We start from the raw sequence: 12,915 nt of genomic DNA on the forward strand, positions 1-12,915 counted from the left end.
CAACAGGCAAGGTTTTTCCTGTGCTGCCTTCTGCTTCAACATGAAGTCACGCAAAGCCCTGCCATGTTCCCTTTTCAGGTCAGCGATGACGCGTCCTGAGAGCGCCCTCCACACGTTTCCGAATTCTCTCATGACGATTCAACCCACTGCGCTCCTGAGCGTACAATGACCAAGCATCTAAAAGAGTGTGTCGGGGCGGTGGAGCATCGGGTCGCCTTGGCGCTGGGCGATGTCATCCGCGACAGTCTGCCTGATCTCATCTTCATCACGCCCACGCGAACCTTCGAGAAGCCTGCCAGCTTCGGCCACAGCTTGCCGCCAGCGCTCCCTCGGGGAAAGCCTCGCCAGTTGCTCAGCATCCTGTGTTACGGTTGCGACTATCGAATCAAAATGGGACTGCAATGCTTCTTGCTCGGAGACCAGAGCAGCACCTTCGCGGGCCTTCATGGGAACCTGAAAGAAAGTTTCGCCAAGCACCTCAGCCACTGCCTTGGGCCACCTGCGCCTGAACCGTTTACGACCCCCAGACAGGTCATCCACGTACTTCAATTTCATCACGACCACCATCGAAAGTGTCCCCGTTGTGTCCCGGAACGTGTCCTGAGAGGGGCGATAGATACCTGATATGCTTGAAAAACATTAGCTAATCGGTCAAGATTGGTGCGGTCGAGAAGACTCGAACTTCCACTCCGGTTAAAGAACAGCGACCTCAACGCTGCGCGTCTACCAATTCCGCCACGACCGCACTGTCTTGACTTGCAGCGTGATAGCGAAACTGCAAGCGGACCTCAAGCTGAATTTTCACCCTTAACCGATAATTCGTAACAGCCTGCCGAAAATGGAAATGCCGGGGAAAATTGCCCCTGGCATTGATGATTGATTGATCCGTTTCGATCAGGGGTTCGCTGATGTAGCGCCCGGCACGACAAAGGCCGGAAGGGTTGCGGCAGGAACCGGCGCGCTTGGGGTCGCAGCCCCCGGCACGTTCCGCCCCGCAGCGGTATAGGCCGCCGCCCGGATCAAGGGCGCACGATCGGCCATCCCCGGCGCAAAGACCTGGCTAGTGCCATCGCTCCCTGCCAGATAGCCTTGATCGAACCAAGGCAACGACAGATCCATCCGTTGTGCTGCGCCAATGCCCGAGGCAAGGTGATGGCCGATCAACTCGGCATAGGCCGCCTCGCCCACCGTGGTCAAAATCAGCGCCGAGCCGATGGCGACATCCATGTTATCGGTGACGTAACCAACCCCGAGGCAAATCTTGGCCGTACCCGCCAATTGCGCAGGCGACATCCCCGAACCAAGAACAAAGCCCGACACGCCCTGCATTACCTCTTCACGCGATTTCAGTGAAAGCGCTGCGACATGCTCTTGCATCACGGGGCCAAAGCCTTCGCATTGCTGCGAGATTTGCTGTGGGGTGAAACCGGAAACCTTGGAAACCAGCTCCTCCCCTTGGGCGATGGCATAGGTCCGCGCCAGACAGAACTGTTCGGACAGCGCGAAGGCCGGATCTTGCAGTGTCGCCTGGGTCACAAAGCCGCCGTTGGAATTGGTGACAAGGGAAATCTTGTTGCAATGGCTTGCCAATGAAACCTGCGTGACCCCTTGCGCCATAAAAGACGGCAGGGCGTTTTCAGATGCAACTTCGGCGCCGAATTGTGGAACTGCTGCGGCGACGGCAGTCGTACCTGCGGCGGCAACGCCAAGCTGCGGGGCGGCCTGTGAGGCGGCGGCCATTTGCCCGCCCGCGGCTGCGCCAATACCCAAACGCTCATCGCGGTAGGTGTACAGCAAGCCCTTTGGCCCCCGAGGATCACTGGCGATCTGCTGCGCTGTCAGCGCCCCGCCCGCCTGTGCGCGGTAATAGGATTGCACCAGAAGATCGCGCTCCCAATCATTCAAATTGCCGTTCGTGGCAAAACCCATATGGGCCTGATACTGGGAAATCGCTCCGCGAGACTTTGGCCCGATGGCCCCATCAGGCGTGCCGACCGGAAAGCCGAAGTAATTCAGCGCAACCTGCACCTCCCTGTTCGCCGCGCGCTGGCTGGAAGAAATCGTGGATCGTTTGTATTTGGTCGTGCGCCGCGTTGTTGTCCGGCGGTTTTTATTGGCCTCATTAACGATGACCCCGCCGATGATGCCACCGACGATGCCGCCAACCAAACCATCACCAGCATGGACCTCTAGCGGGGTGACAACCATGGCAGTGGCAACGAATGCTGTAGAAATACTTTTGAATATCATTTGAAAACTCCATCCCCAAAGTTTATCTCGACTCACTATTGTCATATGGTACCACGCAGCGTCGGTGTTCCTAAGCGCTTTTGCCCCGTCACGGGCAGGCGCAGGGCTGCAGCGATGAAAGCAAAGGAAATTCTTGTGGACAGCACGCCCCTTCCCTCAGCCGAAACGCCGCTGAATAACCAGATTGAATGGCGCGTGCTTGACGGGCTGGCCCCCTATCTTGACACCGTGGCCGCGATGGAGGCCCGCGTCGCCGCCATCGCCAATGGCACAGCCGGTGAAGCGATCTGGCTGCTGGAACACCCCCCGCTTTATACCGCGGGCACCAGCGCACAGGCGGCCGATCTGGTCGAACCTGACCGCTTTCCCGTCCATGCCAGCGGGCGTGGCGGGCAATATACCTATCACGGGCCGGGGCAACGTGTTGTCTATGTTATGCTGGATTTGAACAAACGCGGGCGCGATGTTCGCAAGTTCGTCTCGGCGCTGGAAAACTGGGTTATCGGCACACTTGACAGTTTCAACGTTAAGGGCGAACGGCGGGAAGGCCGCGTCGGCGTTTGGGTCACGCGCGTCCGCCTTGGCCCGAATGGCCAACCGGCCGAAGACAAGATCGCCGCCGTCGGGGTGAAACTGCGCAAATGGATCAGCTTTCACGGCATTTCAATTAATGTAGAGCCGGATCTTTCGCATTTTACGGGCATTGTCCCTTGCGGAATATCGGACCACGGCGTCACGAGCCTTGTCGATCTGGGCTTGCCCGTCACCCTGACGGACGTCGATATCGCGCTGCGTGAGAACTTTGCCAAAGCCTTTGGCGAAACGACCTGAAATACAAGGCCTGCCCGCGGCCAATGCGCCATAGAATACAGATCCGTGACAGCTTGCCCTATGGCGAGACAGCATTATATGCGGTATACGAGAAAACATCACCGTGCCTCACCAAAACTGCACGCAGCTCTGAACACTGACAAGGATGTACACATGAAACTTAGCCTAATTGCCACAGCCGCCCTGTTCGCCCTGTCTGCCCCGGCCTTTGCCGGAGACGCAGAAAAAGGTGAAAAAGAATTCAAAAAATGCAAGTCTTGCCACGAAGTTGTGGCCGACGACGGTACCGCAATTGTCAAAGGCGGCAAAACCGGCCCGAACCTCTACGGTGTTATCGGTCGTCAGGCTGGTAGTGTCGAAGGCTTCAAATACGGCGATTCGATTGTTGCTGCCGGTGAAGGCGGGCTGATCTGGGATGAAGAGCAGCTTGCAACCTATAGCGCCGACCCGAAAGGCTTCTTGAAAGAGGTCACAGGCGACGACGGTGCGAAATCCAAAATGACCTACAAGCTGAAGAAAGGTGGCGATGACGTCGCAGCCTATCTCGCATCGGTGGCCCCTGCGGTAAATTAACACACGCAAAAATGACTTTGCTTGGGTTTTTCTTGATCTAAATCAAAGTCAGCAATTGCCGCCGCCGCTCGGGCGTCCTAAAACAAGGGCACAAGTGGCGGCGGGAATCTGTTTTCCCGCACGCTGGAAATAGCAACGCAAGCGGGAGGCAGGCATGGCCGACGCAGCCAATCATGGTCATGAGCATGACGAACGCGGGTTCTTTACCCGCTGGTTCATGTCGACCAATCACAAAGACATCGGGATTCTATACCTGTTTACCGGCGGCCTTGTCGGCCTGATTTCGGTAATCTTCACCGTATATATGCGGATGGAGCTGATGCACCCAGGGGTGCAATACATGTGCCTTGAAGGCGCACGTTTCTTCGCTGCAGGCGCGGATGAAGTTTGTACACCCAACGGACATATCTGGAACGTGATGATCACGGCCCACGGCATCTTGATGATGTTCTTCGTGGTCATTCCGGCCCTGTTCGGCGGTTTTGGCAACTACTTCATGCCATTGCAAATCGGCGCGCCGGATATGGCGTTCCCACGGATGAACAACCTTTCCTACTGGATGTATGTTGCCGGTGTTTCGCTGGCGGTATCCTCCTTGCTGGTTCCGGGCGGCGATGGCCAGAACGGTGCGGGCGTTGGTTGGGTTCTCTATCCACCGCTTTCGACCCAGAACAAGGACGTCTATTCGATGGATCTCGCGATTTTTGCGGTCCACTTGTCGGGTGCTTCGTCCATTTTGGGTGCGATCAACATGATCACCACCTTCCTGAACATGCGTACACCGGGCATGACCCTGCATAAGGTGCCCCTGTTCGCTTGGTCGATCTTTGTCACCTCCTGGTTGATTCTGCTGTCCTTGCCGGTTCTGGCAGGCGCTATCACTATGTTGCTGACCGACCGTAACTTCGGGACCACCTTCTTTGATCCTGCAGGTGGCGGCGATCCGATCTTATATCAGCACATCTTGTGGTTCTTTGGCCACCCAGAGGTGTATATCATCATCCTGCCGGGCTTCGGGATCATTTCGCAGGTTATCGCGACTTTCTCTCGCAAGCCGATCTTTGGCTACCTGCCTATGGTTTACGCGATGGTTGCGATTGGTGTTCTGGGCTTTGTCGTCTGGGCGCACCATATGTACACCGTTGGCCTGTCGCTGACCCAGCAGTCTTACTTCATGCTGGCCACCATGGTGATCGCGGTGCCAACCGGCATCAAGATCTTCTCGTGGATCGCCACCATGTGGGGCGGCTCGATCGAGATGAAAGCGCCTATGCTCTGGGCCTTCGGCTTCTTGTTCCTCTTCACCGTTGGTGGGGTTACGGGCATCGTGCTGTCGCAGGCTGGCATCGACCGCGCCTATCATGACACCTATTACGTTGTGGCCCACTTCCACTATGTGATGAGCCTTGGTGCCGTTTTTGCGATCTTTGCCGGGATCTACTTCTGGATGGGCAAGATGTCGGGGCGTCAGTATCCTGAATGGGCGGCCAAGCTGCACTTCTGGATGATGTTTATCGGCGCAAACCTGACATTCTTCCCCCAGCACTTCTTGGGCCGTCAGGGCATGCCGCGCCGCTACATCGACTACCCTGAGGCATTTGCCCAGTGGAACTACTGGTCGAGCATGGGCGCCTTCTTGTCCTTCGCATCCTTCCTGCTGTTCATCGGTATCGTGTTCTACACCCTGCGCTACGGTAAGCGCGTGACCGAGAACAACTACTGGAACGAATATGCGGATACGCTGGAATGGACCCTGACCTGCCCACCGCCCGAGCATACGTTCGAGCAGCTGGCAAAACAGTCCGATTGGGATAAGGGCCACAGCCACTAATCCCGCTACAGAAAATAAAACGGCCCCGAAGCAATTCGGGGCCGTTTTTCATTGGAAGCTTCGGCTTTGAGTTCGCCCTTCCCTGTCGGCACCAACCGCTTTATCTTACGCCTATGCCCTATGAATGGTCCAAAACCACAACACCGAAACAGCTTACGCTCTGGCCCTATCGCTCTTTGCCGCGACGGGGGTTTGTTGTGTTTATCGGGGGCACGGCTGCGCTCATTTCACTGCCCCTCCTCACGGTGCTCGGCTCTCCGGTGCTATGGGGATTGCTGCCGTTTTTCGTGGCGGCGGTGGCAGGAATGTATTGGGCGCTACAACGCAATTACCGCGATGGAGAGATATTGGAGACCCTGACGTTTGAGGGACCCCGCCTGCATCTGACCCGTCACGGCCCACACGGCAAACATCAAACATGGGAGGCAAACCCACATTGGGTGCGCGTTGAGACCCAGGCCAAGGGTGGTCCGGTGCCGGAATATATCACCCTTGCAGGCGGCCCCAGAAAAGTAGAGCTGGGCACTTTTTTATCCGAGGAAGAACGTATCGCCCTTGCCCAAGAGCTGCGTCAGGCGTTGCGCGATCACAACGCCCGAACCGACAGCCCGTAATTTTAGCCAAGCATATCTTTGACCCGCGGGCCGACCGCGCCAAAATCCATCTGGCCGGTGTATTTGCCCTTCAGCACGCCCATCACCTTGCCCATATCACGGATAGAGCGTGCCCCGGATTCCGCAATCGCAGCAGCAATCGCAGCGTCTACTTCGCCACCTGTAAGTTGACGCGGCAGGAATTCCTCCACAACCTTAATCTCATCCAGCTCTTTTTCCGCCAGTTCCAGCCGCCCGCCTTCTTCATAGACACGCGCGCTTTCTTGGCGTTGCTTTACCATCTTGGACAGGATCGCGGTAATATCGGCATCGGACACCAGCCCGTCGTTGCCCTCTCCGCGCACAGCAATGTCACGGTCCTTGATTGCCGCATTGATCAGGCGCAGCGTTGACAGACGCTCCGCCTCTTTGGCGCGCATTGCATCTTTCAAGGCCACTTGCAGCCGGTCACGCAAATTCATTGTTCTGATCATCCTCAAAGGTTTCGGAAAGCCGCCATCATAGCCCGAAGGCAAAGCCGGGGCAACCAAGCACAAATCAGACAACACTCTGATTACAAACACTATTCCATTTTGCCTATCGGCTTGACCCCAGCCCCTTTGGCCCGTAGTGTCCCCCAAATCCGGCCAGAGAGAGTCGTACCATGACCCAACCCACAGTTTTGACCAACAAACCAACCGCTTGCCTTGCGCTGGCCAATGGCACCCTGTTTTACGGGCATGGCTTTGGCGCAACCGGCCAGACGGTCGCAGAGCTGGTATTCAATACCGCCATGACCGGCTATCAGGAGGTTATGACAGACCCCTCTTATGCAGGTCAGGTGGTCACCTTTACCTTCCCCCATATCGGCAACACCGGCGTCACCGCCGAGGATGACGAAACCACAGATCCGGTCGCCGCCGGTATGGTGGTGAAATGGGATCCGACGGTGCCTTCGAACTGGCGGTCAACGGCCGGTCTGGCCGAGTGGATGACCGCTAAGGGCCGCATCGGCATTGGCGGGCTGGACACACGCCGCCTGACCCGCGCGATCCGCCAACTGGGCGCACCGCATGTGGCCTTGGCCCATGATCCTGACGGGAATTTTGACACAGAGGCATTGATCGCCGCCGCCCGCGACTGGCGCGGGTTGGAGGGGCTGGACCTTGCCAAAGACGTGACCTGCGCCCAAAGCTATCGTTGGGATGAAATGCGTTGGGCGTGGCCCGATGGTTATTCCAAGCGCACGGGCGACGGGCTGCGCGTGGTCGCCATCGATTTCGGCGCGAAACGCAACATCCTGCGCTGCCTCGCCTCGGCGGGATGTGATGTGACGGTGCTGCCTGCAACGGCCACCGCCGAGGATGTGCTGGCCCTGAAACCGGAAGGCGTGTTTCTCTCTAACGGCCCCGGCGATCCGGCGGCCACAGGCCTTTATGCGGTTGATATGATCAAAGGTGTGCTGGCCGCAGATATCCCGTTGTTCGGGATCTGTCTGGGCCACCAGATGCTGGCCTTGGCCCTTGGCGCCAAGACTCTGAAGATGGGCCACGGCCACCACGGTGCCAACCATCCGGTCAAGGATTATGATACCAATAAGGTCGAAATCACCTCAATGAACCACGGCTTTACGGTTGATGCGCAAAGCTTGCCAAAGGGCGTGCGCGAAACCCATGTCAGCCTGTTTGATGGCACCAATTGCGGCATCAAGGTTGAAGGAAAACCCGTGTTTTCCGTGCAGTATCACCCCGAGGCAAGCCCCGGCCCGCAAGACAGCTACTACCTGTTCGAGCGATTCGCGGATGCAATGAAGGCCCGCCGCCCCGCCTGATTCGCCCAAAAACACGAGGCTAGATATAGTGGCCAAGATAGGCTTGGCCACAGCTCCTTGTTTCGCACTTGTGGACAGTTTATTTAAATCTGTGGATAAGCCTGTGGTTAACTTCTTGTTAACCCTTCTCCCCCAAATCTGACCAAATCGGGGGACTTATGATCGCAGCACTTCCACTTCGCGCACCATCGCACACACATCAGCCCGAATCGCACAACAACGCTTCGGTAAAGCTCAAACCCGCCCCCGAGAAGGGTCGGCAGATTACGATCACTGCCCCCTCGGTTCGCAGTCTTGGCGTCACCCTTCTGCGCGAAGGGCTAATCTCGCCGGATGCTTTGTTGATGGCGCTCTCATTGCAAAAGCGTCATTCAGGCCGTCTGTGTGATATTCTGTTGTCGCGGCATTTCATTGAAGAAAAACCGCTGTACGAAGCACAGGCCCGCCACTGGAATGTCCGCCTGATCGATCCGCTGCGTCAAACACCCGATCCGCGTTTGATCGATATGATCGGGGCTGCGACCTGTCTGCGCGAAGGTTTTGTGCCTTGGCAGCACGCCGGGCAAGCCGTGGTCATCGCCACCGCCTACCCCGAAGAATTTGCCCGTCATTATAAATGGTTGCGCAGCGTTTATGGCCCCGTCATCATGGCGCTGGCACCCGCCTCCAAGATCCACCAAGCCGTGATGAAGGCAAGGGCGGGGGTGCTGAACGAGGCCGCTGAAAACCGCGTATCCACCGCCGAGAGTTGCCGAAATTGGGGCAGCGAAGGCCTCGCCATCAAGGTTGCACTGTTCTTTGCTACCATCATGTTTGGCCTCTGGCTGTCGCCGACCTTTATGGCGCTGGCCTTCACGGCATGGGCCTCATTGACGCTCGCTTTATCCACAGGCCTGCGCCTCGGCGCGGTTTTTGCAGCACTTAAAAGTACACCGCCAAGCCCGCCACCCCCCATCATCGCGCGCCTGCCCACCGTTTCCATCATGGTGGCCCTGTTTGAAGAGGGTAATATCGCCTCGCGTCTCGTCCGCCGCCTTGACCGGCTGGACTACCCGCGGGATCTGCTCGACATCCTGCTGGTTGTTGAGGAAAAAGATAACCTTACCCGCGATGCTTTGCAGTCGGTGGATTTGCCCCCGTGGATCCGCGTTGTTGTGGTGCCGGATGGCCCGCTGAAAACCAAACCGCGTGCGTTGAATTTCGCTTTGGACCTTTGCCGTGGATCCATCATCGGTGTGTATGATGCCGAGGACGCCCCCGAGCCATCGCAGATCCACAAAGTCGTAGAACGTTTTTATCAGCGCGAAGGGGATGTCGCCTGCTTGCAAGGGGTTCTGGATTTCTACAACCCCCAAACAAACTGGCTATCGCGTTGCTTTACAATGGAATATGCCGCTTGGTTCCGCATTATTCTGCCGGGCTTGCAACGGCTGGGGCTGGCAATTCCCTTGGGCGGCACCACGCTTTTCTTTCGCCGCGACGCGCTAGAGGAATTGGGCGGATGGGATGCCCATAATGTGACCGAGGATGCCGATCTGGGCATGCGCCTTGCCCGCCACGGCTACCGCACTGAAATCTTGGATACCGTGACCGAGGAAGAAGCTAATTGCCGTGCGATCCCTTGGGTGAAGCAGCGGTCTCGCTGGCTCAAGGGCTATATGATGACTTGGGCTGTACATATGCGAAGCCCGCGGTTGTTGTGGAAGCAACTCGGCGCACGCAAATTCATCGGCTTTCAGATCCTTTTCCTCTGCACACTTTCGCAATTTCTTCTGGCACCAGTACTTTGGTCTTTCTGGCTGGTGCCCCTCGGGGTGCCGCATCCTTTGGCCGCAGCCCTGCCGCCAGTGGTTATGCTGGGTCTGGTTGGCCTCTATCTGCTGACCGAGGTTATCAACCTAACCGTCAACATCATGGGGCTAAGCAAGACCAAACATAAGATGAGCCTGCTTTGGGTGCCGACTTTGCACTTCTACTTTCCGCTTGGTGCTTTGGCCTCATACAAGGCGGCATGGGAAATGGTGACCAAACCTTTTTACTGGGACAAAACCAGCCACGGTCATTTCGATCAATCCGCGCCGGAATAACCCCTAGCGAGTGTTCACTTCGCCGGCATCAATCCGCAAACGGGTCTCAAACGCGTTGGAGATATGCCCCCGCAGGGCTTGATAGGCCGCCTCACCATCGCGGGCTTCGATCGCCTCGACAATCGCCTCATGCTCGGCCAGGCCCATTTCGTCACGCCCGTCTGCCGCAAAAGAGGTCGTCGCCATCAGCGCCATTGACCGATGCACCAAATCAAGCTGCGTCACCAAAAACCGGTTATGAGAGGCAAGATGGATCTGTTTATGGAACCGTTTGTTCGCACGTGACAATGCCCGCGGATCGCCCCCGAGAAGCGACTTGTCATCTTCTACCATGGCCCGCAAAACCCGCAGTTCTTCGTCGGTCGCGTGGCGGGCCGCAAGACGCGCGGCAAGCCCCTCCAGTTCGGTACGCACGGCATAAAGTTCCGCCAACTGGTTGTGATCAAGCGAGGCCACGATCAAGCTGCGGCCATCGCGGGCCAGCATGGATTGGGTCTCCAGCCGTTGCAACGCCTCACGCACCGGGGTGCGCGACACGCCAAACCTCTCGGCCAATTCCGATTCAACCAATCGGTCGCCGGGTTTATACACCCCAGCATCAATTGCCTCGAGGATCAGTGTATAGGCATCTTTTTGCAATGGGTCACCTTTCGGACTCGCTATGCGGGCAAAGTAACGGGGGGGGGGCCACAGTCAACCGCAAACGCCCGTTCGAACGCATTGCCAAACGCCCGAATGCATCATAGCCTGACATCATGCCCAAAACAGATTTCGCCCATGTGCGCGCCTGGGTCTTTGACCTTGATAACACGCTCTACCCGCCGTCCGCCCGCCTGTTTGATCAGATCGAGGTGCGGATGACGAATTGGGTAATGGAGACCCTGAAAGTCGACCGGCCAAAGGCCGACCATCTGCGGCGGCATTACTGGGCCCGATACGGCACGACTTTGGCTGGCTTGATGCAAGAGCACGGGGTTGATCCCACGCCCTATCTGGTTGATGTGCATGATATCTCATTGGATCATTTGCAGCAGGATCAGGCGCTTGCCGCCCATATCCGCGCGCTTCCCGGTCGGCGCATCGTCTATACCAACGGCTCTGCGCCCTATGCCGAACGGGTGCTGGCGGCACGGGGGCTCTCTAACCTGTTCGATGCGGTTTACGGTGTGGAAAATGCCAATTTCCGCCCCAAACCGGAAGCTGCCGCCTTTGAGACGATTTTCACCACCGATCAGTTGGACCCAGGCATTGGCGCGATGTTTGAGGATGACAGCCGCAACCTGATCGCGCCCCATGCCATGGGAATGCGCACCGTTCATGTCACCCCACAAGCCGCACACGCCGATCATATCCACCATCACACAAAGGATCTGACCGGGTTTCTGGCACGGTTGGTCGCCTAGCCTGCGGCAAGCCGCCACCTAGCCCCCGCCGCCAGCATCCATAAAGTGCCCCCGCGAACAGGAGAAACAGCATGACCCAACACACCGAAGGCGCGGTATCCGCGCGCAACATCTTTATTGCCCTTGGCCTATTCACGCTTATTGTCATTGTGGCCGTCACCCTGTGGGGGGCCGTCGCCCTGGCCATGGCCGCACTTGTACTGGTGCCGGTGGTCTTTGCTTTGCTACTGGCCGTCACAAGGCAATAGGGCGGCTTTTTGTCCCTTGGACGTCGCCCCAAAAACACCTTATCTACATCGCAAAGGGAGGCATCCATGACCCGGCAAAACATCGATATTCTGATCTCTGGCGGCGGCGTTGCGGGGCTTTCGGCGGCAATCGCCTTTGGCAAGGCCGGATTTTCGGTGCTTTGCGTTGATCCAAGCGCGCCTGTCATCCTGCGGGAAGCTGCTGGCGCGGACCTGCGCAGCACCGCATTCCTGATGCCATCAGTGGACCTTTTCCAAGAGATCGGCCTGTGGGATCGCCTGTCGCCCTATGCCGCCGCCCTGCAAATCATGCGCATTGTCGATGCCGGCGGCGAGGCAGGCCAGGCGCGCCAGTCGCGTGATTTCGATGCCTCCGACCTGTCGGATAATCCCTTTGGCTATAACCTGCCCAACTGGTTGTTGCGCCGCGAGATGATGGCCCATATCGAAGACCTGCCCAATGTAACCTTCCTGCCCGGCATCGCGACAACCCAATTGATGACACGGCAAGCCGAAGCGCTTGTCACCCTGTCGGACGGCTCAAATTGGCGGGCGCGGTTGATGGTGGGGGCCGATGGTCGCAACTCGGCCACGCGGCAAGCCCTTGGCATTCCAGTAAAAACCACACGTTACGGGCAAAAGGCACTGGCCTTCACCACCACGCATCCGATCCCACATCAAAATGTCTCGACAGAGGTGCATCGTTCCGGCGGGCCCTTCACCATGGTGCCGCTGCCCGATCATGACGGGCTGCCTGCCTCGGCGGTCGTTTGGATGGAACAAGGCGCCGAGGTCGCCCGCCTTGCGGCCCTGCCCGTGGCTGAGTTCGAGGCAGAGATGTCGCAGCGCGCCTGCCATATCCTTGGTCCGATGACGCGCAACAGCCAGCTAACGATTTGGCCCATCATCAGCCAGATCGCCGCGCGCATGTCAGGCCAGCGCACCGCATTGATGGCAGAGGCAGCGCATGTCGTCCCGCCAATCGGGGCGCAGGGCTTGAATATGAGCCTCGCAGACCTTGCATCCCTGCGCGATCTGGCACTAGCCGCGCCATCAGATCTGGGATCGGAGCGGATGCTGGAGCAATACCACAAGTCACGGCACCGCGATATTCAAACGCGGGTGACGGGGATCAATGCGCTCAACCGCGCCTCGATGGTGGGCGCGCCCATTCTGCGCGACATGCGTGCGCAAGCACTTGGCGCGCTTTATTCCGTCGCCCCCTTGCGCAAAACCTTGATGAAAGCGGGGCTGGGCCTGCGTTAGGC

General features: G+C 57.9%; 13 protein-coding genes and 1 tRNA gene. 9 read left to right on the forward strand and 5 right to left on the reverse strand.

Translation table 11 applies throughout. The features are described 5' to 3' along the window. Nucleotides 1-177: 177 nt before the first annotated feature. The 3 genes from EOK75_RS14350 to EOK75_RS14360 all read right to left on the reverse strand — a co-directional run bounded on the left by EOK75_RS14350 (nucleotide 178) and on the right by EOK75_RS14360 (nucleotide 2,250). Nucleotides 178-567, reverse strand: coding sequence for a hypothetical protein (locus EOK75_RS14350; RefSeq protein ID WP_168199256.1), 390 nt, complete (start codon nucleotides 565-567; stop codon nucleotides 178-180). A 91-nt stretch (nucleotides 568-658) separates the two neighbouring features. Further along, nucleotides 659-745: transfer RNA gene (locus tag EOK75_RS14355), tRNA-Leu, on the reverse strand. Nucleotides 746-894: 149 nt separating this feature from the next. Then, nucleotides 895-2,250 (reverse strand): peptidoglycan-binding domain-containing protein, encoded by a 1,356-nt coding sequence (locus EOK75_RS14360; protein WP_137194784.1) that lies wholly within the window; start codon nucleotides 2,248-2,250, stop codon nucleotides 895-897. Nucleotides 2,251-2,433: 183 nt separating this feature from the next. On the opposite strand from EOK75_RS14360, the gene lipB reads away from it, so the two are divergent. The 4 genes from lipB (at nucleotide 2,434) to EOK75_RS14380 (ending at nucleotide 6,099) form a co-directional block, all read left to right on the forward strand. Further along, nucleotides 2,434-3,081 (forward strand): lipoyl(octanoyl) transferase LipB, encoded by a 648-nt coding sequence (gene lipB / locus EOK75_RS14365; RefSeq protein ID WP_240794130.1) that lies wholly within the window; start codon nucleotides 2,434-2,436, stop codon nucleotides 3,079-3,081. 153 nt (nucleotides 3,082-3,234) lie between these two features. Then, nucleotides 3,235-3,654 carry a c-type cytochrome gene (locus EOK75_RS14370; protein WP_137194786.1) on the forward strand — a complete coding sequence of 140 codons (420 nt, stop codon included), beginning with the start codon at nucleotides 3,235-3,237 and terminating at the stop codon, nucleotides 3,652-3,654. A gap of 154 nt (nucleotides 3,655-3,808) precedes the next feature. Beyond that, nucleotides 3,809-5,485 carry a cytochrome c oxidase subunit I gene (gene ctaD, locus EOK75_RS14375; protein WP_137194787.1) on the forward strand — a complete coding sequence of 559 codons (1,677 nt, stop codon included), beginning with the start codon at nucleotides 3,809-3,811 and terminating at the stop codon, nucleotides 5,483-5,485. A 113-nt stretch (nucleotides 5,486-5,598) separates the two neighbouring features. Further along, nucleotides 5,599-6,099, forward strand: coding sequence for a DUF2244 domain-containing protein (locus EOK75_RS14380; protein WP_137194788.1), 501 nt, complete (start codon nucleotides 5,599-5,601; stop codon nucleotides 6,097-6,099). A 2-nt stretch (nucleotides 6,100-6,101) separates the two neighbouring features. Here EOK75_RS14380 and EOK75_RS14385 read toward each other — a convergent pair whose 3' ends face one another. Next, complete coding sequence (locus EOK75_RS14385; protein WP_137195795.1) at nucleotides 6,102-6,560, reverse strand: GatB/YqeY domain-containing protein; 459 nt, start codon at nucleotides 6,558-6,560, stop codon at nucleotides 6,102-6,104. A 182-nt stretch (nucleotides 6,561-6,742) separates the two neighbouring features. Here EOK75_RS14385 and carA point away from each other — a divergent pair, with 182 nt between their 5' ends. Then, nucleotides 6,743-7,909, forward strand: a complete 1,167-nt coding sequence (gene carA / locus EOK75_RS14390) for a glutamine-hydrolyzing carbamoyl-phosphate synthase small subunit (protein WP_137194789.1) — start codon at nucleotides 6,743-6,745, stop codon at nucleotides 7,907-7,909. 158 nt (nucleotides 7,910-8,067) lie between these two features. Further along, complete coding sequence (locus tag EOK75_RS14395; RefSeq protein WP_137194790.1) at nucleotides 8,068-9,996, forward strand: glycosyltransferase; 1,929 nt, start codon at nucleotides 8,068-8,070, stop codon at nucleotides 9,994-9,996. 3 nt (nucleotides 9,997-9,999) lie between these two features. On the opposite strand, the gene EOK75_RS14400 is transcribed toward EOK75_RS14395, so the two are convergent. After that, a complete protein-coding gene (locus EOK75_RS14400; RefSeq protein WP_137194791.1) occupies nucleotides 10,000-10,635 on the reverse strand; it encodes a GntR family transcriptional regulator in 636 nt (211 codons plus the stop codon). 116 nt (nucleotides 10,636-10,751) lie between these two features. Between EOK75_RS14400 and EOK75_RS14405 the strand changes: the two genes are divergently transcribed. From EOK75_RS14405 to EOK75_RS14410, 3 genes are all read left to right on the forward strand, one after another. Then, nucleotides 10,752-11,399, forward strand: coding sequence for a pyrimidine 5'-nucleotidase (locus EOK75_RS14405; protein WP_137194792.1), 648 nt, complete (start codon nucleotides 10,752-10,754; stop codon nucleotides 11,397-11,399). Nucleotides 11,400-11,470: 71 nt separating this feature from the next. Next, nucleotides 11,471-11,647, forward strand: coding sequence for a hypothetical protein (locus EOK75_RS20875; protein WP_168199257.1), 177 nt, complete (start codon nucleotides 11,471-11,473; stop codon nucleotides 11,645-11,647). 66 nt (nucleotides 11,648-11,713) lie between these two features. Beyond that, nucleotides 11,714-12,913: a UbiH/UbiF family hydroxylase gene (locus EOK75_RS14410; protein ID WP_137194793.1), complete on the forward strand. Its 1,200-nt coding sequence runs from the start codon at nucleotides 11,714-11,716 to the stop codon at nucleotides 12,911-12,913. Nucleotides 12,914-12,915: the final 2 nt, after the last annotated feature.

Source organism: Pseudorhodobacter turbinis (assembly GCF_005234135.1).
GTDB lineage: Bacteria > Pseudomonadota > Alphaproteobacteria > Rhodobacterales > Rhodobacteraceae > Pseudorhodobacter > Pseudorhodobacter turbinis.

What these genes read in the sequence shown, in the direction of transcription:
- EOK75_RS14405 (WP_137194792.1), top strand. Translation starts at nt 10,752, where the DNA reads ATGCCCAAAACAGATTTCGCCCATGTGCGCGCCTGGGTCTTTGACCTT.
- EOK75_RS14350 (WP_168199256.1), bottom strand. Translation starts at nt 567, where the DNA reads ATGGTGGTCGTGATGAAATTGAAGTACGTGGATGACCTGTCTGGGGGT.
- EOK75_RS20875 (WP_168199257.1), top strand. Translation starts at nt 11,471, where the DNA reads ATGACCCAACACACCGAAGGCGCGGTATCCGCGCGCAACATCTTTATT.
- ctaD (WP_137194787.1), top strand. Translation starts at nt 3,809, where the DNA reads ATGGCCGACGCAGCCAATCATGGTCATGAGCATGACGAACGCGGGTTC.
- EOK75_RS14395 (WP_137194790.1), top strand. Translation starts at nt 8,068, where the DNA reads ATGATCGCAGCACTTCCACTTCGCGCACCATCGCACACACATCAGCCC.
- EOK75_RS14380 (WP_137194788.1), top strand. Translation starts at nt 5,599, where the DNA reads ATGCCCTATGAATGGTCCAAAACCACAACACCGAAACAGCTTACGCTC.
- EOK75_RS14385 (WP_137195795.1), bottom strand. Translation starts at nt 6,560, where the DNA reads ATGAATTTGCGTGACCGGCTGCAAGTGGCCTTGAAAGATGCAATGCGC.
- EOK75_RS14360 (WP_137194784.1), bottom strand. Translation starts at nt 2,250, where the DNA reads ATGATATTCAAAAGTATTTCTACAGCATTCGTTGCCACTGCCATGGTT.
- carA (WP_137194789.1), top strand. Translation starts at nt 6,743, where the DNA reads ATGACCCAACCCACAGTTTTGACCAACAAACCAACCGCTTGCCTTGCG.
- EOK75_RS14370 (WP_137194786.1), top strand. Translation starts at nt 3,235, where the DNA reads ATGAAACTTAGCCTAATTGCCACAGCCGCCCTGTTCGCCCTGTCTGCC.
- EOK75_RS14410 (WP_137194793.1), top strand. Translation starts at nt 11,714, where the DNA reads ATGACCCGGCAAAACATCGATATTCTGATCTCTGGCGGCGGCGTTGCG.